Annotated in this window: 20 protein-coding genes and 1 pseudogene; 17 read left to right on the forward strand and 4 right to left on the reverse strand. The window is 59.8% G+C overall.

Annotated elements, in window-relative coordinates; translation table 11 throughout:
• Positions 1–165 precede the first annotated feature (165 nt).
• On the forward strand, positions 166–459 hold the full coding sequence (locus tag E3T19_RS19640; protein WP_370294261.1) for a hypothetical protein: 294 nt from the start codon (positions 166–168) through the stop codon (positions 457–459).
• On the forward strand, positions 452–700 hold the full coding sequence (locus E3T19_RS19645) for an ATP-binding protein (protein ID WP_370294262.1): 249 nt from the start codon (positions 452–454) through the stop codon (positions 698–700). The genes E3T19_RS19640 and E3T19_RS19645 overlap by 8 nt, the downstream gene beginning before the upstream one ends.
• An 80-nt stretch (positions 701–780) precedes the next feature.
• Here E3T19_RS19645 and E3T19_RS07225 read toward each other — a convergent pair whose 3' ends face one another.
• Together E3T19_RS07225 and E3T19_RS07230 are read right to left on the reverse strand one after the other, a co-directional pair.
• Positions 781–1,557 carry a lipopolysaccharide biosynthesis protein gene (locus tag E3T19_RS07225; RefSeq protein ID WP_134408463.1) on the reverse strand — a complete coding sequence of 259 codons (777 nt, stop codon included), beginning with the start codon at positions 1,555–1,557 and terminating at the stop codon, positions 781–783.
• A 581-nt stretch (positions 1,558–2,138) separates the two neighbouring features.
• Positions 2,139–3,191, reverse strand: coding sequence for a hypothetical protein (locus tag E3T19_RS07230; protein WP_134408464.1), 1,053 nt, complete (start codon positions 3,189–3,191; stop codon positions 2,139–2,141).
• A gap of 665 nt (positions 3,192–3,856) precedes the next feature.
• Between E3T19_RS07230 and E3T19_RS07235 the strand changes: the two genes are divergently transcribed.
• The 15 genes and pseudogenes from E3T19_RS07235 (at position 3,857) to E3T19_RS07305 (ending at position 20,388) form a co-directional block, all read left to right on the forward strand.
• A complete protein-coding gene (locus E3T19_RS07235; protein ID WP_134408465.1) occupies positions 3,857–4,801 on the forward strand; it encodes a glycosyltransferase in 945 nt (314 codons plus the stop codon).
• Positions 4,802–5,583: 782 nt separating this feature from the next.
• Entirely contained in the window at positions 5,584–6,237 is a 654-nt protein-coding gene (locus tag E3T19_RS07240) for a hypothetical protein (RefSeq protein ID WP_134408466.1), read from the forward strand.
• A 199-nt stretch (positions 6,238–6,436) separates the two neighbouring features.
• On the forward strand, positions 6,437–6,676 hold the full coding sequence (locus E3T19_RS19370) for a DDE-type integrase/transposase/recombinase (RefSeq protein ID WP_166788822.1): 240 nt from the start codon (positions 6,437–6,439) through the stop codon (positions 6,674–6,676).
• A gap of 333 nt (positions 6,677–7,009) precedes the next feature.
• Positions 7,010–8,056 (forward strand): acyltransferase, encoded by a 1,047-nt coding sequence (locus tag E3T19_RS07250; protein WP_166788823.1) that lies wholly within the window; start codon positions 7,010–7,012, stop codon positions 8,054–8,056.
• A 72-nt stretch (positions 8,057–8,128) separates the two neighbouring features.
• A pseudogene (locus tag E3T19_RS07255) lies at positions 8,129–8,413 on the forward strand (transposase); the annotation flags it as partial.
• Entirely contained in the window at positions 8,413–8,637 is a 225-nt protein-coding gene (locus E3T19_RS07260; RefSeq protein ID WP_134408470.1) for a hypothetical protein, read from the forward strand. The pseudogene E3T19_RS07255 and the gene E3T19_RS07260, both read left to right, overlap by 1 nt.
• A 699-nt stretch (positions 8,638–9,336) precedes the next feature.
• On the forward strand, positions 9,337–10,476 hold the full coding sequence (locus tag E3T19_RS07265; RefSeq protein ID WP_134408471.1) for a glycosyltransferase: 1,140 nt from the start codon (positions 9,337–9,339) through the stop codon (positions 10,474–10,476).
• Between the two features lie 279 nt (positions 10,477–10,755).
• Positions 10,756–11,793, forward strand: a complete 1,038-nt coding sequence (locus E3T19_RS07270; protein WP_134408472.1) for a glycosyltransferase family 1 protein — start codon at positions 10,756–10,758, stop codon at positions 11,791–11,793.
• Positions 11,790–12,794, forward strand: coding sequence for a glycosyltransferase family 2 protein (locus tag E3T19_RS07275; protein ID WP_166788824.1), 1,005 nt, complete (start codon positions 11,790–11,792; stop codon positions 12,792–12,794). The genes E3T19_RS07270 and E3T19_RS07275 overlap by 4 nt, the downstream gene beginning before the upstream one ends.
• Before the next feature lie 43 nt (positions 12,795–12,837).
• Positions 12,838–13,524, forward strand: a complete 687-nt coding sequence (locus E3T19_RS19565; protein ID WP_134408474.1) for a DapH/DapD/GlmU-related protein — start codon at positions 12,838–12,840, stop codon at positions 13,522–13,524.
• Positions 13,525–13,792: 268 nt separating this feature from the next.
• Positions 13,793–15,052, forward strand: coding sequence for a hypothetical protein (locus E3T19_RS07285; protein ID WP_134408475.1), 1,260 nt, complete (start codon positions 13,793–13,795; stop codon positions 15,050–15,052).
• 297 nt (positions 15,053–15,349) lie between these two features.
• Positions 15,350–17,173 carry a DUF4012 domain-containing protein gene (locus E3T19_RS07290; protein ID WP_134408476.1) on the forward strand — a complete coding sequence of 608 codons (1,824 nt, stop codon included), beginning with the start codon at positions 15,350–15,352 and terminating at the stop codon, positions 17,171–17,173.
• A 62-nt stretch (positions 17,174–17,235) separates the two neighbouring features.
• Positions 17,236–18,549, forward strand: coding sequence for a UDP-glucose/GDP-mannose dehydrogenase family protein (locus E3T19_RS07295; protein WP_134408477.1), 1,314 nt, complete (start codon positions 17,236–17,238; stop codon positions 18,547–18,549).
• A gap of 5 nt (positions 18,550–18,554) precedes the next feature.
• Positions 18,555–19,322, forward strand: a complete 768-nt coding sequence (locus tag E3T19_RS07300; RefSeq protein WP_134408488.1) for an HAD-IIB family hydrolase — start codon at positions 18,555–18,557, stop codon at positions 19,320–19,322.
• Positions 19,323–19,350: 28 nt separating this feature from the next.
• Positions 19,351–20,388 (forward strand): LCP family protein, encoded by a 1,038-nt coding sequence (locus E3T19_RS07305; protein ID WP_134408478.1) that lies wholly within the window; start codon positions 19,351–19,353, stop codon positions 20,386–20,388.
• A 3-nt stretch (positions 20,389–20,391) separates the two neighbouring features.
• Here E3T19_RS07305 and E3T19_RS07310 read toward each other — a convergent pair whose 3' ends face one another.
• On the reverse strand, positions 20,392–20,862 hold the full coding sequence (locus E3T19_RS07310) for a VanZ family protein (RefSeq protein ID WP_134408479.1): 471 nt from the start codon (positions 20,860–20,862) through the stop codon (positions 20,392–20,394).
• Between the two features lie 127 nt (positions 20,863–20,989).
• Positions 20,990–22,474, reverse strand: coding sequence for a DHA2 family efflux MFS transporter permease subunit (locus E3T19_RS07315; protein ID WP_134408480.1), 1,485 nt, complete (start codon positions 22,472–22,474; stop codon positions 20,990–20,992).
• Between the last annotated feature and the right edge of the window lie 23 nt (positions 22,475–22,497).

Below are 22,497 nucleotides of genomic sequence, written 5' to 3' on the forward strand. Positions count from 1 at the left end.
GGCTCCATGAATACAATCACCACAGGCCCCACACCGGAATCGGCGGCGCCGTACCCATCAGCAGATTGACCAACCTGCCTGGGCAGCACAGCTAGCTCATCTTGGTGACGCACTGCCCGGCGAGGGCCTGGGTGAGGGGGATCGAGTCACCCGCGGTTCGCCCACGTGCAGGAGCCGGTCAAGGGTCGCGGTCGCGAGGGTCTTGGGCATGAGCTCTTCAAAGCCGACCGGTGCGGGTTCGACGAGATCGCGATGGACCGTTTTCTCGTAAGCGGCATCAACGAGACAATAGAGGCCCTAGGCCGCGTCGGCGCCGACTTCGAGCAGGTCGACGGCATCGGCCTACGCCGACGCCGGCATAAATGCGACGAAGTCGGCTACATCCCATTCGACCAAGACGCCGCGAACCTGTTCGTCCAACTCGTCGCCAGCCGATACGAACATCCTCATCATGATTAGCAACCTGCCCTTCGCCCGCTGGGGCAACGTGTTCGGCGACCTCGCCACCGTTTCCACGATGATCGACCGCATCGTCCACCACGCCGACGTGATCAGCCTCAAGGGCAACGGCAAGACCCTCGAGCAACAGCAACCCGCCGGCGACTTCGGCACACTAGAACCACACGACGGTGGGCCTGGTTTCAGTTGGCAGAAGTGGCGCCATTTTCGGTCGGTGTCCCATCGTGCATGTCCCAATTGATGCGGAAGATCGCTACGGCTGGTGGTCGATCGTGAACTCGTACGGTGGATCCACTCATTACGGCTCAGGTTGGCGCCCAACTAAGGGACTAGAGGGGTGCTCCTGGCTCGGCGGCGTAGGAGAATCAGTCCACCGACTTGTACAAGGCAGACCACGATTTCGCCAATCGCCAGACCTGCAGCCCCTCCGGAACTCCCGAATTTGAGCCCCAAAACCGCCATCGCAACAACTCCGAAGACGGCTCCCGTGAGCGTGCTTGCGAGGACGATATTAGTTCGCCCAAGAGGAATCAGAATGTGGCGCCCCATCGACGTGTTCATGGATACTGCAGCGAAGGTGACTCCGTACCAAATTGCGGTCAATTCAGTGGCTGCAATTTCGTCGCCGAAGAGCAGGTGGGTCAGTGGGGCGCCAAGCAGGGCCAGGCCTGCAAAGCCGCAGAGCCCCAGCACGCTATGAGCCAAGAGCGAAGCCTTCATTCGCCGAGAAATCCCTACGGGTCTGTCTTCCGCGACCCATCCTTGAAACGAGTTGCCCAGAACCTGAATGGAAAACGATGCAATTCTGTACAGCTTGTCCGCCGACGAGAATTGCGCAACAGCTGAAAAAGGCGAAACGAGCCCCATGATGGCAACCGGGGTGGCGCTGTACGTACCAGCTGCAACCACGGTAAGGGCGGCATTCCGATCGCCCCACATGGTTTTCAGGACTCGCCTTGTGTCAAAGCAAGGGCGGGAACCTATGCGACCAATTCGCCAACTGAAGACAAGCACGCCGCCGATCGTGGCAGCTATGAGGCAGATCGGATAGAAGGTGATATTTCCCGTCGCTTGGAGTAAGAGTGCTGCAACCCCCACGGACAATACTCTTGGGATGACTTCATATGTCGCGATCAAGCGAGGTCGCCCGACACCAATGCAGTACCACGCTGGCGAAAGGCTTCCGACTGCCATGGCGAGGGCCATCGATACGGATTCCGCACGAAATTCGGCCGGGGACAACAAGAACGCTGCGAGCGCCGCCGGGGGCCCAACCACGAGGAGGAGTAAGAACTTAGAGATCACGCTATCCCCGTAAAGCTCCGACCTCGCTTCGTCTGTGGCGCGTGCCACCCTGGCTGGGCCGACTAGGGTCCATCCAAACGAAACGACTATTGCTGCGAATGCACCGACAGACTGGCCAATTGCGAGGGCCGCCCAACCATGAATCCCCCCTATGCGTGCGACAAGCGGTAGCAGCAGGAAAGGTGTGAGGAGTGAGAGGAGAGGAAGTCCTGCGAAGCCAAGTAGCCGAAATAGAAACGAACGCCGGGTGGATGGTTTCGGCGTACCGGAATGCACTATCTCAGACAGAACCGGATCATCAGTGGCGGCCTCACGCGGGCGCTTGATCGACTCGGAGGACTTGGCTGCGTGCGCGCTCGGCTCGGGACCGGAAATCACGCAGAGGCCACATCGGATTCAAGATGCAAATCGATAAAGGCGGCTTTGACCTCATGCCGAAAGTTGTCTCGCTCGCCGGCAATGACGGTGCGATAGTGGTCCTGCCTAGCGTAGTTCCCCTCGAGATCATCAAACGTCCGTTCGAGTGCGTCGCGAGCGTTCTTGAGAACATCTCCTTCGGGGGAAATTTTGTGCTCCCAAGGGATAGGAACATCCGCCGTGTACGCCCCTGAGCCTCGACGCGCAACGAGAGATATGGCTCCGGCCATAGCAGCTTCTCTGGGCATTCGATCCTTGCCGGGGTGATATCCCAAGTCTAAATAGACGGCAGTGGATGCTAGAACTTCAATGACTTGTTGGCCCGTCATCCCGGCTAGCGGTATGAACTCGGCGGTGGGATAAGACTGCCTAAGTTGATCGGTTATGGTCGCGGCCTTCTTCGGATTGTACGCAATTGTGCGGCCGCGATCCGCACTCGGAATCTGCGGCACGGACCGTATGACCTCAAGCGGAGTGAAATCGCTCAATACCGTGGATAACAGATTCAAATGGGAGTACAGGAACGCCCAGGCGTAATGCGACTGTGATAGGTGCTTGACAGACCGCATGAGTTTCGCCTCACCATTTGCGTAGCGACGGGCGGACTTCAGGCGCCCGAGGAGCCTCAGCTTCGTTTGTTGCGAAACTCGTTCCCGCTCACTGACCCAGAAATCGTGGGCCCGCCGCTGCTCTTTGAACATGGGGGAGTTGTCTATGCTCAACCACCAGCAGAATCGCTCGGCATGCTTGAAAGTACCTAGATAGGGCATGACGTATTCAGACGTCACCACCGCATTTCCCGAAACGTCCTCGATGGTCGATGTCCAGGGCGCTGCATAGTGGTCGTACGCATCGATCGTCGCGGCATATTCTGTGCCCGGCCTTGGCGTCAGGAACGCCTCTTGGCCAAGTTCACGAAGAGTGGACACCAATTGGTGCAGAGCCTCCGGGCCTCCTGTCCGGACACCTCGCGGGCACACCACAAAAATCTTTTTGAACGCACCGGTCATTGCTTGCTCCCCTGCGGCTAGTCGGCCGCCACGTGTAGTTTATTTCTCATTTGCGATGCGCTGACTTTGGCGTGTCAATGCTCTGTCTAATCTCCAAGTATGGACTCCTGGTCAGCGTCAAACCCTCGACACTCATAGGCGGACACACCTCGATAGAGTACCTGAGCCCGAAAGGCTCACCGCGGTCTTGAAAATTGAAGCAGAAAAGCAGCTACTGGAAGTTTCGCGCTGGGGCTACGAGCTGAACGGGACGAGCGGGCTCATTGCTCCGCCCCGGATTGCCGCAGGCACGACGACGTGTACGCACATCGAAATTGCCGCATTTCTAATGCGCGTGCCCACCCCTCGTGCAGGGAATAGGGATCAATAATCGGCAGCTTTAAGCTGACGCTAGGAGTCGCAAGGGTTTATGAAACCAGCGCCGGGATGAGACAGAATAGGGTGCTCCCTGCACTGATGCTCGTCCAGGGTGACCAGCAGCTCCCAAAAATTACCGCAAAGGATGCCAGTTGCCTCGAAGCACCCGAGGGCCTAATCATGCTCGGTACTACCAGACCGCACGCACCGCTCATCTGGAGCGGCTAGAGGGTAAAGAGCCGGCCTGGTTCTTTTACTCTCGTGTTCGTGGAGATTTCGATGCTGCCCTCGCAGATCGACTCCCATTTGTGCGCCGCGTTTCAGTATTTGAAGTCGTAAAGGCGGTCATCACAAATAAGGTTCGCGTTCTCGAGGTCGCCGAGCCCCTCGCAATCGTTCTCTGGCCGCAACTTCTGTTGATCCATAGCTCTCTAGCTGTCACTAACTTTTTTCGATTGACGCAAACGAATGTCGTCAGCTACGCCATTGAAAACTATCCCACCGATAAGAAGCTCATGGAGTTCACAGGACTGCCGCGGTGGATCTCCCGCAGCATCGTCAAAGGTATTGTTCGGTTCCTAATGGCGACGACGTCGCGCATCGTCTATGGCACCCAAGACGCATTGGACGTGTACGAGGATCTCGCGCCACGTGCAGTGAGGAAACGTACCGCATTGACCTCGCTTGTCTGGGCACTACCCGCGCCGCATGGGGCTTGTCCCGGTCCCCCCGAAGTCGAGACTTTGGTCTTCTTGGGTACCTTTGAGGATCGCAAAGGAATCAATCGGCTAATGTCCACTTGGCCGTTGGTTCTCAAGCAGTTGCCAAGGGGCAAGTTGACGCTCCTTGGAAAGTTAGGCAACCTGGCAGGTGTTCGCGAGTTCTCGGCAAATCACTTGTCGGTGACCTTAGTGGAGGATCCAGCCCGTTCACAAATCTTCGACGTCCTAGCTGACTCAAAGGCGTTAATCCTCTTTTCTCAGCCCGCGCGTGGTTGGAAAGAGCAAGTAGGACTACCGATCGTTGAAGCACTTTCGATGGGGTGCGAAATTATCAGCTCTGATCAAACCGGGATCCAAAGCTGGCTGTCCGATCACGGACATGAGGTACTTCCTTGGGATGAAAGTGACGAGAATTTAGCCGCTGCTATCACTCGTGCTCTCACCTCGCCGAGGTCGAAGGCGGAAGTCCTAGACGATCTTCCATCGGAGGACGGCCGTAGCCTGGCTGACGCGCGGCTGTTCCGCGAATAGTGAAGTGTGCACATGGCCGGGATGTCAGCTGCACTGGAAAGGCACCCAACCGGGCGAGTCTGGGCCGGCGGTGACCCAAGGGTCTCAACCGGAGGTTTGGGTGGTCCCGCCCGCGGAGAGGTCCTACGGTGCTCACCTCCGGGCCAGTTCTCAATGCAGATGCGTTTGCTGGCGCTGCGGACAACTACCCACAGGTGTCCATCGAATCGCCCGCTTGTCGCCAAGCTAACGGTGCCTAAGCGGCCAATATATCTGCCCTACCCGACCGTGAAAGCGACGGGTTCGCCTACCTGGAGGACGAATGCGTTGTCTGAGAAGCACTGATATCGCCTTTAGGTAGGCACTGAATGGAGCAAGACGGAGGAACGCAGGAAATATATGCTGACTAATGATCTGACCCGACACAGTCCCACACGGAGGCGAGCCACTCCAACGCACAGCGGAACGTCGTCTTAGCTGGTTAGTTGGTCTCTAGCCAAGGTGGTCAAGTCACTGATTTGACTCTTGACCGCAGCGCTTCTCTGACACGGCTCATCCAACACTGTCTCGGAGCCGAGACGCCACCCCGTTCTGGGGCATCTGATTGCAGCGCCTGGATGCCCACATCCCGTAAGCTGCATTGTGACTAAAATTCGTCCCGGACAGCTGGGGCACAAAGCGCTGCTTCGACGAGGCCGCAGCCACACGGGACTCCAATACGCGATTCTCGTTATCGCTGCCGCAACTGCGTTCAGCGCCGTCTTCGCCGCGATCACAATGACGCTGTAGGAATATAGCGCCCAATGAGCAAGCCCATCGTCCTGGTAACTGCCATAGTGGCGGCATCAATTACGCTGTCGCTGTCGGCTGTGACGATCTCTCCATCTCTCAGTGCTTGGGCCGAAGAAGTGCCGCCAGGAAATGGCACCGAGGAGCCCGTCGTTTCGCCGTCGGAGGAGCCGACTTTGGGCCCGATCGACGAACCAATCGCAAGTGAGCCACCCATTGTCGGTGAATTTCCGAGCACGACCGTGCCCCCGACGTCTGGTGAAGAACCAATCTCGACTCCCGACGACAGTGTGTCGCCAACTGTTCCAACTCAACAGACATTCGAAGAATCGACCTGGACTACTGCTCCGGACGAATCCTATGGCGGCAATTCGCGTGAGGATTTGGTGCCAGTTGAGAGCCCGTCGCTGACACCCGGAGTGCCGACCGCTCCTATGGAAACGTCAACGGGCACCACGACACCAACACCCTCGCCCACTTCAAAGTCGAGCCTGAACCTCGAAAAAGTGGAGTACGCCAAGCCTTCAGAATTCTCCAGTTCTGCGACCCTTGCAGTCGCCACACTGATCGTAAGCCTGGCCCTAATCGTCTTGCTGGGGCTCGGAAACCTTCACTACCGCATGCGCATCGCCCACAGATCCCGCCCGAGAGCATTCCCGCGGCGCTAGACGTCCCGCGACATCGGCAATCCCGGCGCCGCAATCCCGGTCGCCGCGTCTACCCGAAAAGGTGGAAGACGGCCCCGCTCCTCGATTACTCTGGCGCCCAGCCGGTCGACCTCGTGCGTGGTAGGGAAGTGGGACATCGGGGCTTTCAACTAGGTCGGGGCGGGCGATATCACCTAACTGAGGAATCGGGGAAGAGCGGGTGTATTTTGCGACCGTCATCCACGCCAACAGCCGCCTCGTGATCGGGTGGGCCATCGCCGACCACATGCGCACCGACCTCATTCAGGACGCCCTCGCAATGGCCGTGATGCTACGCCGCGACTGCCCGGCGACCGTGATCTTCCACAGCGACCGCGGCACCAATACGGGTCGGAACGGATCACCGATTCTTCTTCGCGACGTTGAAAACCGAGCTTTACTACCGGCATGTTTTGCCTAACCGGGCCAGCGCGGCGCCGAGGAGTGGATCGAGGACCGCTACATCCGCCGCCGTCGGCACTCCTCGATCGGGCACGTCACCCCAGTGGACTTCGAGATGCGATACTCGTCACAGGCTGCAGAGATAAACCTTGCCGCTTGACCGGTCACGACTCTCCATGCTCAAGGCCAGTGATTCCCGGCGCTCCCAGCTTCACTACGAGCGCCGTGACGTTCCTCCGGTGTGCAGCGAGTGCCCGCTCCCAGCCAGCTCATTGCGACCGGAGTTGAGTTTTGCGATTTCGTGAAGGGTATTGGTCCCAGTAGCCAATCAGTGTCGTGTAATAATCGCAACGTGACCATTCCGGGGGACAAGCAGACATCCGCACGCCCGTATTGGCTCGCACTCGATGGGCTCCGTGGCCTTGCCGTGCTCCTGGTGCTCGGTGACCACAGCGGGCTGATTGCCAAAGGTCACCCGGCGGGGGCCGTTGGGGTGACAATTTTCTTCGTCTTGTCGGGCTTCTTGATCACCAACGTCATATCGGTGGCACGCGATAGGGGCACATGGTCATTCCGCAATTTCTTCGGCAACCGTCTCGCACGCCTCTTCCCGGCACTCATACTGATGGAACTCGTCATCGGCACGTGGTGGCTACTCGACGGCCGGCCTTGGCAACTGCTGCTCGAATACGTTGCTTCGGCGACGCTGTATCTTGAGGATTTTCTCCACGGGCGCCACAACCAGACGCTTCTCAGTCACACTTGGTCGCTTGCGGTTGAGGAGCAGTTTTATCTCATTTGGCCTTTCCTCGTCCCCGTGATGATGCGCAGCAAACGATCCATTGTGTGGATGGTTGGTGTACTAGTTGCCGTTTCCATCGGGAGTCGCTTGGTCCTCGCCGCTGCAGGGATGGCAAACTTTGCCTATGCGAATATCGTTACAAATGCCTACGCCCTGTTGATCGGTTGCGCAATCGCCCTACTCAGCCTGCGGATCCGACAACGTCAATACCGGGTGATCCTGGGGGCTGCGGCCGGATTGGTGTTGATCTTTTGCGCAGTCGGGCCAGTCGTGCCACAGGGGTATATCATCTTGCCCATCCTTGCGGCCTTCGCGGCGGGCATCTTGGTGTTGAGTATTTTGGACGGTTCGGACGTCTTCGAGTGGGCCCCCCTACGATTCGTCGGCCGGATCTCGTACTCGCTATACCTCTGGCACTGGCCCCTTCTCCTTATGTCCGGTTCCCTCTTCGGTGGTGGTGCAGCGCTACCGATGATTGCCCTAAGTTTCGTGATCGCCACTGCCTCCACCCTCTTGGTTGAGGAACCGATTCGCAGGGCATGGCGACGCCGCAATCGGAGCAGGACAACACACGCAGCTGTGACTGCCACCACCTAGTGGCTTTGACCCCAGCGAGTGGACACCTCACAAGAGAGAATGTTCGCCGTGGCAAGATAACGTCGGGAGTTCGCTCCTGAGTACAAGGACGAGGCCGTGAAACTGGTCTTAACCTCCGGCAGAGTTGTCGCAACCGTCCCTCGAGAGCTCGGTGTTCACGAGGCCACGCTGGGCCGCTGGAATTTCATGGCTCGCAACGAGACTCGGCAGACCGAGATGACGGAGTCTCAACTGGCCGAGCTAATGGAGCTACGCAAGGAAACCGCGGACCTCAAGCTGGGCAGGGCGATTCGGAAAGAAGCGCCTATCCTCTTCGCCCAGGAAGAGTCGGACACGAACGGCAAGCGTTCGAACTGATGCTGGCGGACAAGACTAACTTCACCATCATCCTCAAGGTCCGCTTCCTCGAGGTCGCCCGCTCGAGCTACTCCGCCTGGATTGGCGGGCCGCCGGCGTCGACCCGGCGGGTGCACATCGAGCAGAAAGTCGCCCGCTTCCACGCCAATTCCGACGAGGTTTGCGGGGCGCCGAGGATGCTGGCCGATCTCCGCGCGGACGGGGAGATCATCTTCCGCAACTGAGAACGGCGATCCTGACCTGCTACGCCGACATCGCCTCCTAGAAGCGATACGCCTCGGCATCACTAACGCCAGCCTGGTGGTCGACTTTAGTGCAACGCTAATGGGCTCACAGAATGAGCGGCGAGGAGTTCGTAAGACCGGTACCTCTCGCCCATTCCCTGTAGGCCTGGTCGGGTTTATGGTCACATCACGCAACTATTCGGCCGGCTCAGGAGGCAATTCGATGCCCACTCAAACAGTCCTCTCGCCATTGACTGCATTCTGGCTGCGGCACCGAAATCGCTGCTTGCAATGCCGACGGCCCATCGAGGACTTTCACGTAACGCGATGGTGCTCGTCGCAGTGTGAGGACTATTGGGTGGAGGACAGCATCTAACCTTCCTAAGGTGGCCACGGTTAAAAGATTGCTGCGGCGAACTAGCGCTTCGGCCCGGAGCCCCGGCATAGTTATTGCCTCAGTCGCGGGCGGAGAGCTGCTGTGCTGCCCAGCGTTCGAGCCACTCAGAATCGAGCAACCTAACTGGCACCTCGATGGACCCATTCTTGCGAAAAAGATTCGGCCACATCGCCGTACGGAACCGTCGGAACTATCGGCGTTCGTCGGATGGCAGGGCCGCGTACTAGATTTGTAAACCAAAGAGCGATCCCGGTCACCCGACCGATTCAAGATTCTGTTCGCGTCACACTCAAGGGAGACTCGTGGGAAACAAATCCCTAGCGATCATCGGCACGAGAGGGTACCCGAGTTATTACGGGGGTTTTGAAACCGCCGTTCGCAAATTAGCGCCCTTCCTCACGGACGCGGGCTGGGACGTCACCGTCTACGGTCGTCCCGGCGCGACACGAGATTCTGACCCTAGTCTGGACGAGAGAGTCATCAGGCGAGTCACTCGTGGTGTGGAATCGAAGTCTCTGAGCACGCTCTCATACGGACTCAGCGCTTCCATTGACGCGGCAGTCAGAAAGCCAGATGTAGCCCTCGTGATGAACGTGGCCAACGGCTATTTCTTGCCGTTGTTAAAAGCGCGCGGAATCCCGACTGTAGTAAATGTTGATGGCATCGAGTGGGACCGCCAGAAGTGGGGGAGGTTGGCCAAGAAGGTATTTCGTAACGGTGCGCGTCTGACGGCCCGCCACGCGACGGAACTCGTTGTGGACGCCCGCGAGATCGGCCACAGGTGGGAAGCAGACTTCGGACGAGGCGGTGTTTTCATTCCATACGGGGGTGACTCTACTAATCCACTACCACTCGAACCTGGGCTCACCCACCGCGGATACATATTGGTGGTGGCTCGTTTCGTGCCTGAAAACACAATTGGGGAGTTCATCGAGTCGGCACGTATTCTGTCGGAGCGGTGGCCCGTGGTCATAGTCGGTTCCTCAGGATACGGGGGACCACTGGAAGAAGCTGTTGGGGCGCTTGTGCGCGATCACCCGGCAGTTCGGTGGTTGGGCCACGTGAGCGACGACAAGAGACTTCTTTCTCTGTGGCAACATGCGGGCGTCTACTTCCACGGACACAGCGTCGGTGGAACTAACCCAGCGCTTGTGCAGGCTATGGCCGCTGGCGCACCGGTGGTGGCGCGTGACACGGTCTATAACCGTGAAGTTCTTGGTAACGCCGGAGCGACGTGTGCCCCAAACTCTGCAGCGATCACCCTCGCACTTCAGAGGTTCCTCTCTGAGGACGTCGATCGGGAAGCACAAAGCCGGCTCAGCGTGGAAAGGGCTCGAAGTAATTACTCTTGGCTCTCGGTGTGTCAGGCGTACGACGGTATTCTTACTGCAGCAGCGGTGGGAACACCTCGGGCATCGGTTCTTGCCGACCGATCCCACTGAGTTGGTCGAAACTATGTCCAGACTGCACGAGGATCCCAAAACGCATCCGAGCGGCATCTGGCTGTGTCAGTGACAATGCCCGCCGTACCAGGAGTATCACAATGTCCATGACGTGTCCCACGAGATCTGTTTTCGGTCTGTCGCCCTCGTTCAAGCGTCGGGCTGCAGCGCCGATCCAGACCGCGAGGCTTACGGTCCACTCGGCCAGACTTGGAACAGCTCGTGCGAGTGTTATTTGACGCCTATTGGTGGAAGTCTGGTCCTCTTTCGAACAGAAGCGTGCTCCGTGAGTTCATATTTACTTGGGTTGAACGCTATCCCGAGGACGAGGTAGTGGTGGCTGTTCCAAGAGCAGCTGGCGAGCTCGCTCGAAGTGAGCTCGGCGGACAAGCATCCGTCAGGACAACGAGGATATTTCCTCACGGGTTGAGCAACATTCTTGAGCTCCCTTTTGTCGCCAGGCGAATGCGTGCGGACATCGCCGTGACTCATAATTTTTCCCCGATGATGGGAAAATCTGCTGTCTTCGTTCATGACTTCATGTTCAAGTCAAACCCCGAGTGGTTCACCGTCAAGGAGCGCGCTTACTTTGCGTTGATGCCCCTTTCGCTGCCACGGGCCTCGCTCGTATTCACTTCAACGAAGACAGAGGCACGTCGGGTGAAGATGTATGGGCGGCGGAGTTCTTTGCCCACCGATATCGGACTCGGACTGGGCAGGGAACTTCAGGCGTCCGTCGCAAGTAGACCGTCATCTCTGCCGCAGTCTGACGAATTCGTTCTAGCTGTCGGTCGCCTCAACATTCGCAAGAACTTGTCAATGACTATCGAATCTGCCCTAGCGTCTGGGTCAATCACCAGACTTCGTCCGCTTGTGATCGTTGGAGAAGCCTCAGGTCGTGGAATAAACCTCTCGACTGCCGCACGAGACGCCCAAAAGGACGGCACTGTGGTGTTCTTGGGGCAAATTTCCGATTCTGAGTTGAAGTGGCTATACGAGAGAGCACGTGTATTTCTGTTCCTCACCTTGGATGAGGGTTTCGGCATGCCCGTTTTGGAGTCACTCTCTTTTGCCACACCGATGATTGTGAGCGACATACCCGTCTTTCGGGAGATACTTGGGCGATCGGCCACATACGTGGACCCCCTAGACGGCCTCGCAATCTCGCAAGCGTTGAAGCGTGAACTGGCCCAACCGCGTGTCGGCGCATCGGCTTCTCACGTGCTCGACTACTTCACTTGGGACGCCGCCGTTGACAGAATGCGGAACACAATCTTGAAAGACCTAAACGAATCGAACATTACGGTGAGGGTGTGACCGTGGCCGGCCGCCCTGCTGTGTCAGTGATTGTCGTAACTTTCAACAGCTCGGCCGTAATTCGTGACTGTCTAGTAGACCTAGCTGAGCCGGATCACGAAGTCATCGTGATCGACAACTGTTCATCGGACGACACCGTACGCATCGTTACCGACGAATTTCCACAAATCCGTGTGATTCAGAACAAAGAAAACGTGGGATTCAGCCGGGCGGTTAATGAAGCAGCTGCGGCCAGTAAGGGCGCAAATCTGCTCCTTCTGAACCCTGATGCGTCAATCAACTCAACAACGGTTGCGAGGCTAGCAGCGGAGCTTGACCAGGACGCCTCCATTGGCGCCATCGCCCCCCTGCTCGGCCACGAGGGCACAGGAATTCGAGTCATAGCAGCTGGACGCGCGCCAACCATCTGGAGAATGTTTCTGCACCAGTCCGGTCTTTCTAGGCTTGGTACCAAGTCCTCGTTCTTCGAAGGCAACTACCTGTTTCGCAACAACTTCTCCAAAACTCCCAAAGACGTGGATTGGGCAAGTGGAGGGTGTCTAATGGTCCCTGCCAGCACGTGGGTCGCTCTCGGCGGGCTGACAGATCGGTGGTTTATGTACGCCGAGGATGTAGATTTTTGCCTGCGCGTTCGGTCGAGCGGGCAACGAGTTGTGGTGGACCCCCGCCTAAACGCAGCGCACGCAGTCGGAGGGAGCTCTGCAACCGTGGATGGCCGCGTGAATACCATGTGGATTGAGAATCTCTACGACCTATACTCTTGGCGTATCGCGCCCACGCGACTGCACGCGGGTATCTGGAAGACAGTTATGCTGAGCGGAATGTTGGCAAGAGAAATGACCTACCGGTATACCGGTCGAATCTTCTCCCAGAGGCGGCTCGAGGCCCGTGCCAACGCACGACGATACGTCGTGTACAGAAAGGCGCTCTCAGGGGTGAAGAGCGTAAGCACACGCTCGAGTGAGTCATATCGTCTCGGTGGATTCGCTTCAGGCGCGTGAACCCCAAATCTCAAGCTGGCAATAGGAACCGAATGGATGATACATGGGCATTTTGAGTCGGTTTGACCTGCTCAGTGGTCCCGAGAACGTGGATGCATCGATTAGGACCTTGATAAGGGCGACAGCGATGTTCTGCAGAGGCACGCTGCATAAACTTGTCCTGAAGTCTTCTGCTGGGCCGTTGTTCATGGGTGCTCACGCCCGTATCAGGAACCCGGGCATGGTGAGCCATGCCGGTCGTCTTGTCCTGGAGGACTTCTCGGAGATTCATGGACTCTCCGTTGAGGGCATCTCGTTTGGAACGAACGTATCAATCGGGCGCGGCACCCTCATACGACCGAGTAGCTATTACGGTGGGGATGCAGGCATAGGACTGCGTTTTGGGGATCGATCCAGCATCGGCCCGGGCGGCTACATCGGTTGTTCGGGACGTGTCGTCATTGGAAGTGACGTCATGATGGGTCCTGGCGTGCGCATTTTCTCGGAGGATCACGACTTTTCGACCACCTCCACGACAATCAAGGCGCAGGGTGTGATTCGCTCATTCGCCACCATCGAAGACGATGTGTGGATCGGAAGTGGATCAACAATTACTGCAGGAGTGACAATTGGGCAAGGTGCCGTCGTGGCAGCCGGAAGCGTAGTCACGCGGGACGTGCCGCCGTTTACTCTCGTAGGCGGTGTACCCGCTCGCTTCATTCGCGATCGTACTAATCGTCCACCAGGTTGACGTCTTAGGTCGCCATAAAAACTCCACCGAGAGTACTGAGAGCCGCAGTAAACTGGTAGGGTGGGTGATCTTCTGGTCTAAAAGGCCGCTAATGCGAATAGCTCAAATCCGCGAAGGTAAAGTGGATGGCGGCTGCCCCCCCCGCCAGTCATCATCCGACCTAGAGACTTTGAGATCAACATAGGCGGTCCTGACATTCGGCCGCGATGAGTAGAGTGAGCCGGTGCCCCGCCCGTCCTACTAGTCTTGCCTACAGGGGGAGGTCTTCTTGATCACACTTTTGATTTTGGCAGCAGTCGCTGCTGTTCTCGTCGTCGTATTCTTCGCCACGTATAGCCGTGGTCTGGAAGTACTGTCTTTTTCGATCGGCGCGTCGTCAGGCTTCATTTTGCTGCAAGTCAATGGCGTTCACATTTACACGATTCTGGTGCTTGTTTATGTCGTCGTTTCGAGGGCCAAGAACCCGAAGTTGCTCGCTAGAATTTTGCTGTTTGTGACCGCTTGCGGTCTTATGGTTGTGACAGCTTTCGTTGGCGACCTGACAACAACGGTTGGTCTAGGATTTCAACTTGCTCTGTTGGCGGTGTCGACTGGATTATTCGTCTTTCGAGCAGACCCCAAACACCTGCAAATCGCTCGCAACGGGCTTCTCCTTTTTGTCACTTTTGGCGCAGCGACAGCCATCGGCCAAGCGGTCGGCATCCTCCCGGAACAGTTGTTCCAGCTGGAGGGAGCAGAGTTACACCGACCTAGCGGAATCTACCCCGAACCGGATTGGCTTGGTCTCTACTCCGCAGCTGGGGTACTTCTTGCCGTTATGGCACCGCTCAGGCGCCAGTGGCAAATTCTCTTCCTGACGATAAATGCACTCGGGGTCGTACTCGCGTCAGCTCGTGCTGCAGTTCTTGCACTTGTAGTTGTTGCCGTTTGGGCCCTCTTTCGGAATTTTGTGCAACACCGGAAGGCAGCGAAGTCGCACGGGCTGCCGGCAATCGTGATTACTTTCGTCGTGTTGATCGGGTTCATCTTTGTCTTCTCACTGTTTCCTGTCGAAGTGGAGCTGCTGCTTCACCGAATGTCTAGTGCGCTCGTCGTGGGTGGCGGCGACGGTGTCACCGTTGCGCGCTATGCACAGATAGACGGTCTTCGCAATCTTTTCGAAAGTGCTCCATGGTACGGCCATGGTCTATCGGCGAGCGGGCGCGTGAATGGATTCGGTGCGATTGATTACAGCTTCGCCCAAGGTTCTACCGGCAGCAACTGGTTCTTTAGCCTTCTCGCAGAAGGCAAATTCATCGCAATCCCGATGATCGGTTGCCTAATCTTCACGGCGGCGTTCGGCAACAGAAAGGGCGCCTACCTTCTCGTGCTCATCCTGGTAAACAGTGTGTTCTCGAATGCGCTTTTCTTCCCTCTGACATGGTTTGCAATTGCCATGTGCATGGTCCCTGATGCGGTCGAGGCAGGTGGGGAAGACGTATCTGATATTCCCATTCTCCAGGAAACTCCTCACAAATTGATCGTGTAATTGAAGTGAGTGGACTTCGCCATCTACTCCAAATGAGACTCGAAGGTTGTGGGTTTGGCGTGCGGTGCGTGGCGTTCAGATGAGAGTTTTCTGAGGTCGGCGAGCAACGAGGTCGGGTGATGGTAATCGGGCGTGTTTGCAGGACGTTGCGCTCTGGGTGGCTCTGGCGTCGCTTCGCACTGGCAAGTTGCGTGGATTGGCAACAGATCTGAGTTCGGTACCTTGCTTTCAAGGAAGCGACTTCGACCAGCACATTCCAATGTCACACAAGATGACATCATGCGTTAGCGTTCGTAGGTGACTGATTCAACCTTGAACCGCTCCGCTGCTTCCGCCAGTCGACCTCGGCATACCAAGCGCCGCACGCGCCGCTGGCTGATTACGGTCGCGGTGTTCGTCGGCGTGGTCATTGTGGGTGGTGCAGCAGGAGGATGGTTGGCCTCACGTGCGCTCACCGTAAAGACGGAATTGGAAGCGGCACAGTCTCTCGTTGGCACATTGAAGACTCAGGCAGCCGCCATGGACTTTGTCGGAGTCGGTGCAACCTCTACGGCTCTTTCGGCAGCCACGAGCAAGGCAGTCGACCAGACAGACGACCCAGTTTGGAGGGCTGCAGAAAGCATCCCATTTGCCGGGGTGAATCTCACCGCCGTGCGGGAGCTGGCCGAAGCTATCGACGTCGTGGCACAGGACGCCGTTGCGCCCATCGCTACAGTGGCGTCTAACTTGAGCGCGGCGTCGCTAAAACCCGTCGATGGACGAATCGACCTCGAACCGATTGTGGACCTGAACGCGGCTCTCATAGCGGCGAGCACTGCACTGGACTCCGCGGCGGTATCAGTCGGCAATATCGAACTGGACGGCACGATCGGGCAGGTCGAAGAAGCCGGGACGACGCTTGGCACCTTACTCGACGGTGCTGCAACCACTGTGAGCGACGTGAGCTCGATCAGCTCGGTGGTTCCCGACATGCTCGGCGCCTCCGGTCCGCGCAGTTATATTCTGCTCTTCCAGAACCTCGCAGAAACGACGGCGCTAGGCGGCACGGCCGCCGCGCTGACCGAGATTACTATCGACGCTGGGCAAATCAGCATTGCCCGCCAGGCCTCAAGTCAGACTTTTTTGAGAGATGACTCGTTACCAGTGCTCGCGGGGGATCCAAAACTGGCGGCGCTCTATTCGCCGTTGATCTACACGCGGCTGAATCTTGCAACCAGCAGACCGGACTTTCCCACCGCCGCCCAAATCACCCAGGCTTTTTGGCAGCGGGATGTGGGCGGCGCCGTTGACGGAGTCATCTCAGTCGATCCTGCAGCACTTTCCTACATGCTCGGCGCTACGGGCCCCGTAACAATGAGCACCGGCGATGTTCTCTCAAAAGAGAATGCCGTAGCCCTTCTGCTCAACGAAATCTACTTTCGGTACCAGGGCAGAGACGGACCAGATCGGACCGACGCTTTCTTCGCGGAGGCGGCGAGGACGATGTTCGGTGCCGTTACGAACTCCCAAGCTGAGCCACAAGCCATGCTGAGCGCCGTTTCCCAAGGGGTGAACGAACACCGAATCATGGCGTGGAGCTCGCACCCAGAAGAGCAGAAGATCCTCGAAGGCACCACGCTGGCCGGGATACTTCCCACCACAAACGAGTCGTCCACGACAGCGGGCGTTTTTTTCCGTGACACTTCGACGTCGAAGATGGACTTCTACTTGGAGACCGGTGCGACGCTCAGCACCGACGTGTGCACATCGGCGACTCCGACGTTCACCACGACAGTGAATCTCCACTCCACAATGACTCCTGAAATAGGAAAAACCCTGCCGGCCTATGTAGCTAGCGGCTTCTGGGGCGCAGATCTATTCCGCACCGAGGTGTACGTTTACGGACCTCCCGGCACGACTTACGTCTCCTCTGGCGCCGCCGCGGGAGCAGCCCTGGACACCACCACCGACGACCTGGGCAGGCCTGTTGCGAAGTTCACGGTCATGCTGGCCCCCGGCCAAACGAGTGAGGTTGCGGTCACCTTCTCTGGCCCCGAGGCCAACTACGCTGTGCCAGAACTTCGCACTACCCCGATGCTGAACCCCACCACGGTCGCTGTGGATGCGCCCGGCTGCGTGTAGCACACCGCCGCACGGGACCCTCCCGGCATGGCCGATAGACTCTGGACCATGGGTAATGACGTATGAAGATATCTGTAATCGGCTGTGGCTACCTCGGTGCCGTGCACGCTTCCGCAATGGCCGAGCTTGGTCATGAAGTTGTCGGTATCGACATTGATGAGGCAAAAATTGCGGCCCTCAGTGCCGGGCGCACCCCGTTTTTCGAGCCGGGTTTGCCCGAGGTGCTCACCTCAGCTTTGGCAACGGGGCGGCTGCGTTTCAGCACCGAAATCGCCGAGGCCAAGGGCGCAGAGGTTCACTTCGTTGCCGTGGGGACCCCCCAGAAAAAGGGCAGTTACGCTGCCGACTTGCGGTATGTGGACGCGGCCGTGGAGGCGCTCCTGCCGCATCTCAACCCTGGTGACTTGATCGTGGGAAAGAGCACAGTGCCTGTGGGTACCGCTGCTCGGCTCGCCGCGGTCATCGAAGCCGCTCAAACCGGCGGATCACTCGCCTGGAACCCCGAGTTCCTGCGCGAAGGATTCGCCGTGCAAGACACTATTGCGCCCGATCGCCTGGTCTACGGTGTTCCTGCCGGACCGATCGGTGAGCGTGCCGTTGCCCAGCTCAATGAGGTCTATGCCTCCGCCATGGCCACGGGAACACCCTTGGTCGTCACTGATTACGCGACCGCAGAGCTCGTTAAAGTGGCAGCCAACGCGTTCCTGGCGACCAAAATCAGCTTCATTAATGCCATGGCGGAAATCGCTGAGGTGTCTGGTGCCGATGTCACCCAGCTCGCCGACGCCATCGGCTATGACAGCCGCATCGGCCGTCGCTTCCTCAACGCCGGGGTCGGCTTTGGCGGCGGCTGCCTGCCGAAGGATATTCGCGCCTTTACGGCTCGGGCGGAGGAGCTCGGCCGCGGTGAGTCCGTAGCTTTCCTGAAAGAGGTCGACGCCATCAACCTGCGCCGTCGGCAACGGGTCGTAGATCTCACTGTTTCTGCGCTCGACCGGCCCGTGCACACCGCCAAAGTCGCCGTTCTTGGGCTTAGCTTCAAGCCGCACTCCGATGACGTGCGCGACTCGCCGGCTCTCGACGTGGCCGTGCAGCTGCGAGGCCTCGGCGCCGACGTGGTGGCTACCGACCCGCAGGCCATCCAGAACTCGCGTTCACGTCACCCGCAAATCTCCTACACTCCCGACATCGATGTCGCATTGCGCGGAGCTGACGCTGTGGTGCTTGTCACTGAGTGGCCCGAATTCAAGTCAATTGACCCGGAGTGGGCTGCCGGCCTGGTGAATACGCGGACGATCATCGACGGGCGTAACACTCTCGACGCTACCGCTTGGCGGGCCACCGGCTGGAAGTACTACGGATTAGGCCGCCCCTAATGGCAATGCAACACCCCCGACTGGTTGCCTTCGACCTCGACGACACCCTGGCGGCCTCGAAGTCGCCGATCGATGCCCGCATGGCCTCCCTGCTGGTGCGGCTCCTTGATTCAGCCGAGGTCTGCGTGATCTCTGGTGGGCAGTTCGCCCAGTTCACCATGCAGGTGATCGACAATCTCACGGGGGTGGACGACGCCGCACTGGCGCGCCTGCACCTGATGCCCACCTGCGGCACCCAGTACTACCGCCATACGGCGGGGGAGTGGGAGCAGGTTTACGCCGAGAACCTCACCGTCGACCAGAAGCAGCGTGCTCTGGCTGCCGTGGAGTCGACCGCCCGCGCGCTGGGCTACTGGGAGAGTGAAACCTGGGGGGCGATCTTGGAAGACCGCGGCTCGCAGATCACCTTCTCGGCCCTCGGTCAGGCGGCGCCCGTGGCGGCGAAAACCCAGTGGGATCCGGACGGCGCGAAGAAGACGGCGCTGCGCGAGGCCGTGCAGGCACTGCTGCCCGACCTCGAAGTGCGCAGCGGCGGATCCACGTCGGTGGACATCACCCGGAGGGGCATTGACAAGGCGTACGGCATGAAGCGACTGGCCGAACTCACCGGGATCCCGCTGGGGGACATGCTCTTCGTGGGCGACCGGCTTGACGAGAACGGCAACGACTACCCGGTGAAGGCACTCGGTGTCGACTGCATCGCCGTGGAAAACTGGGAAGACACCGCGACGTTCCTCGATCAGCTTATTCCGACGTTGCACCCCGACTCCTAAAACCGCTGGCCGGAGCTTAGGCACAATCATGACTGACGAAACCACTCAGACCCGGCCCAAGACCCGTCGTCGATTGCGTGGCTGGTGGATCGCGCTCATCGCTGTCGGGAGTGTCGGGCTCCTGGTCGCGGGGGCCGCTGGCGTTTTTGCCTGGAGCCTGAGCAGCTCCTTTGACAGCCAGACCACCAAGCTGCCGGATGTGTTCCCCTCTGACGATGCCAGCCGCCCGCCTGTTCTAGAGGGTGAGGCTGGCCGAGCCCAGAATATTCTGCTCCTCGGGTCCGACACCAGGGGGGAGAACGACGGCTCCATCGCCGATCTCACCGGGCAGCGGTCGGACACCATGATGGTGGTGCATGTGCCGGCGGACCGCGCCAACATAAGCGTTATGTCGATCATGCGCGACAGCTGGCTCGAGATCCCTGGTGAGGGTAAGGCCAAGATAAACGCCGCGCTGTCACTCGGGGGCGTGCCCCTCGCACTACAAACTGTGGAGAGCCTTCTGGGCGTGCGCGTGGACCACGTGGCTATCATCGACTTCAAAGGTTTCAAGGGCGTCACTGATGCGCTGGGCGGAGTCGCCATCGACAACCCGGTGGCCTTTGATTCGAGCCACCTCCCCGGGCACACCTTCGCGGCTGGAGTGCACAACCTCAGTGGTGTCGAGGCGCTGGCGTTCGTTCGGGAACGGTATGCGTTCACCGATGGCGACTATCAACGCGTGCGCAACCAACAGGCCTTCATCAAAGCAGTGCTGGGCAAGATTCTGACCGCTGAGACGCTCGCTAACCCGGCCACGCTTAGCGGAGTCGTCGGAGCCGTGGCGCCGTACCTCTCGGTCGATGAAGGGCTCAACTCGGCCTACCTGGCGGGTCTGGGAGTGGAGCTGCGTGAGGTGCGCATGAACAACGTCACGTTCTTCACGCTTCCGAGCACCGGCACCGGAACGTCACCCGACGGGCAATCGATCGTGCTCATCGATCAGGAGAAGCTGGCGCTCGTACAGCAGGGATTCCAAACCGACACTCTCGTCGATGTCGTGCCGCAGCTGCAAGCGGCCGGTTGAGCGTTACGGCTGCCGCGCCGGGCGGGTGGAGGAGCGGGCGGTGACGACGGCGAGCAGGGCCAAGGCCAGAAGCACGCCTAGGGCGGTGCCGGCGGTGTTGGCCATCACGTCGACGGGGGTTGCGACCCGGGCCGGCAGGAGCACCAGCTGGCCGAACTCGATGGCGCAGCTCGCAATGAAACCGACCAGAAAGGCCAGCAGCCAGCGGTGCCGGCCCATCAGGAGCACCCCCAGTAGCCCCACAGGCACGAACAGGGCGATGTTCGCGGTGAATTCGATCAGCGGGTAGTCCAACCGCTGCGGCACGCCGTGAGCGTGCAGAAACACCAGAATGCGCGTGATGGTTCCGGCCGCGGCACGGTCCACGGGGGTGGGCCAGAGTGCGATGAGCGCGAGCGCCATCAGGTAGGCGGCCGCGAGCCAGCCGGCGATCCGGCGGAGGGCGGCGTGGCGGTGGTGGGCTAGAGCGTTCACGTAACCTCCCTAATCGGATGGGCACGGCCTCCAGCGGGGTTCATCGCGGGATTCATCACCTGTAATGGACCGAGTTTGCCAGCCTAGCGAGGCGAAGCTGGGAGGGCGGGGAACGCGCCGGAGCGGCTCAGAGGCCGTCGACCACGTCGACGCGCTTGGGCAGCAGGAACACCAGCAACAGCGCCACCACGCTCAGTCCGGCACTGACGGCCATGGCCAGGGTGGCGCTGTGGGTGAAGCCGGCGGCGACGGCATCCGCGCCAGGGCCGGCCACCACCAGGGTGCCGAAGAACACACTGCCCACCACGGCGATGCCCGCGGCGCTGCCCACCCGCTGCATCACACCGATCACACCACTGGCGGCGCCGGCCTCGGAGGGGTCGACGGTGGCGACGATGAACGCCACGTTCGGCGCGATGAAGCACCCGCTGCCCAGGCCCGCGATGAACAGCGGCGGCAGCAGGATCCAGTTGGTGAGGTCGGCGGGGACGGTGAGCAGCAGCACCAGCCACACCCAGATCAGACCCACCGTGACCAGGGCCACACCACCGACGAGCACGGTGCGTCCCAGGCGCTCGGTGAGCCGGTTGCTCTGCGACGCGCCCAGGATCGAGCCGATCGCGAACGGGATCGAGACCAGGCCGGATTCCAGCGCGGTGTGGCCGAGGCCCGCCTGCCAGAGGATCGAGATGGTGAAGAAGATGCTCGTGAATGCCGCGAAGTAGACCAGGGCCAGGATGACGCCGCCGGTGAACGCCGGGTGCGAGAAGAGATGCGGCGGCACGAGCGGGCTGCTGCCGCGTTTGGTCAGGGCCACCTCCCAGGCGCCGAACGCCACGATGAGCAGCACCCCGGCGGCGAGCACCAGGTAGGTCCAGAGCGGCCAGCCGCGGTCCTGGCCCTCGATCAACGGCACCAGCAGGGCCACCAGGCCGGCGGAGAGCAGCAGCAGGCCCACCCCGTCGACGCGGGCAGCGGCCGGCGCGCCGGGCGCGGAGGCGGTGCCGGTGCCGGTGGGCAGCAGGATGGCGGCGGCGATCAGCGCGACGATGCCGATCGGCAGGTTCACCCAGAAGACCAGGCGCCAGCCCTCTTCCACGCCGAACGCCTCGATGATCAGGCCGCCCACGATGGGGCCGAGCGCGGTGGAGACGCCGATGACCGACCCCATGATGGCGAACGCCTTGCCGCGGGACGCCGCCGGGAACATCAGCTGGATGACGGCCGTGACCGCGGGCACGAACATGCCGCCGGCCAGACCCTGCACGACGCGGGCGATGATCAGCTGCAGGTCGTTCTGGGCGAGCCCGCAGGCCAGGCTGGCGACGGTGAAGAGCGCCAGGCCGGTGAAGAAGACCCACTTGTGGCCGATCCGGTCGCCGATGCGGCCGGCGGGAATGAGGGCCAGACCGAACGCCAGGGCGTAGCCGGAGATGATCCAGGACAGGGTCGCCTCGGAGGCGTCGAGGCTGGTGCGGATGCTGGGCAGCGCCACGTTCACGATCGTGGTGTCGAGCAGGGCCATGAACATGCCCGCCATCAGCACGATGAGGGCCTGCCAGGCGCGACGGGACACCTTGGCGTCTGGGGCGAATGCGGGGGAGTCGGTCATGTCGTGGCCTTTCCAACGCCGGC

Origin of the sequence: Cryobacterium sp. TMT4-31, from assembly GCF_004403385.1 — a bacterium.
GTDB lineage: Bacteria > Actinomycetota > Actinomycetes > Actinomycetales > Microbacteriaceae > Cryobacterium > Cryobacterium zongtaii.

Bases quoted from the DNA above. Each gene is read 5' to 3' on its own strand.
- E3T19_RS07260 (WP_134408470.1), top strand. From the start codon at position 8,413: ATGCTGGCGGACAAGACTAACTTCACCATCATCCTCAAGGTCCGCTTC.
- E3T19_RS19565 (WP_134408474.1), top strand. From the start codon at position 12,838: ATGGGCATTTTGAGTCGGTTTGACCTGCTCAGTGGTCCCGAGAACGTG.
- E3T19_RS07295 (WP_134408477.1), top strand. From the start codon at position 17,236: ATGAAGATATCTGTAATCGGCTGTGGCTACCTCGGTGCCGTGCACGCT.
- E3T19_RS07305 (WP_134408478.1), top strand. From the start codon at position 19,351: ATGACTGACGAAACCACTCAGACCCGGCCCAAGACCCGTCGTCGATTG.
- E3T19_RS07300 (WP_134408488.1), top strand. From the start codon at position 18,555: ATGCAACACCCCCGACTGGTTGCCTTCGACCTCGACGACACCCTGGCG.
- E3T19_RS19645 (WP_370294262.1), top strand. From the start codon at position 452: ATGATTAGCAACCTGCCCTTCGCCCGCTGGGGCAACGTGTTCGGCGAC.
- E3T19_RS07315 (WP_134408480.1), bottom strand. From the start codon at position 22,474: ATGACCGACTCCCCCGCATTCGCCCCAGACGCCAAGGTGTCCCGTCGC.
- E3T19_RS07230 (WP_134408464.1), bottom strand. From the start codon at position 3,191: ATGACCGGTGCGTTCAAAAAGATTTTTGTGGTGTGCCCGCGAGGTGTC.
- E3T19_RS07240 (WP_134408466.1), top strand. From the start codon at position 5,584: ATGAGCAAGCCCATCGTCCTGGTAACTGCCATAGTGGCGGCATCAATT.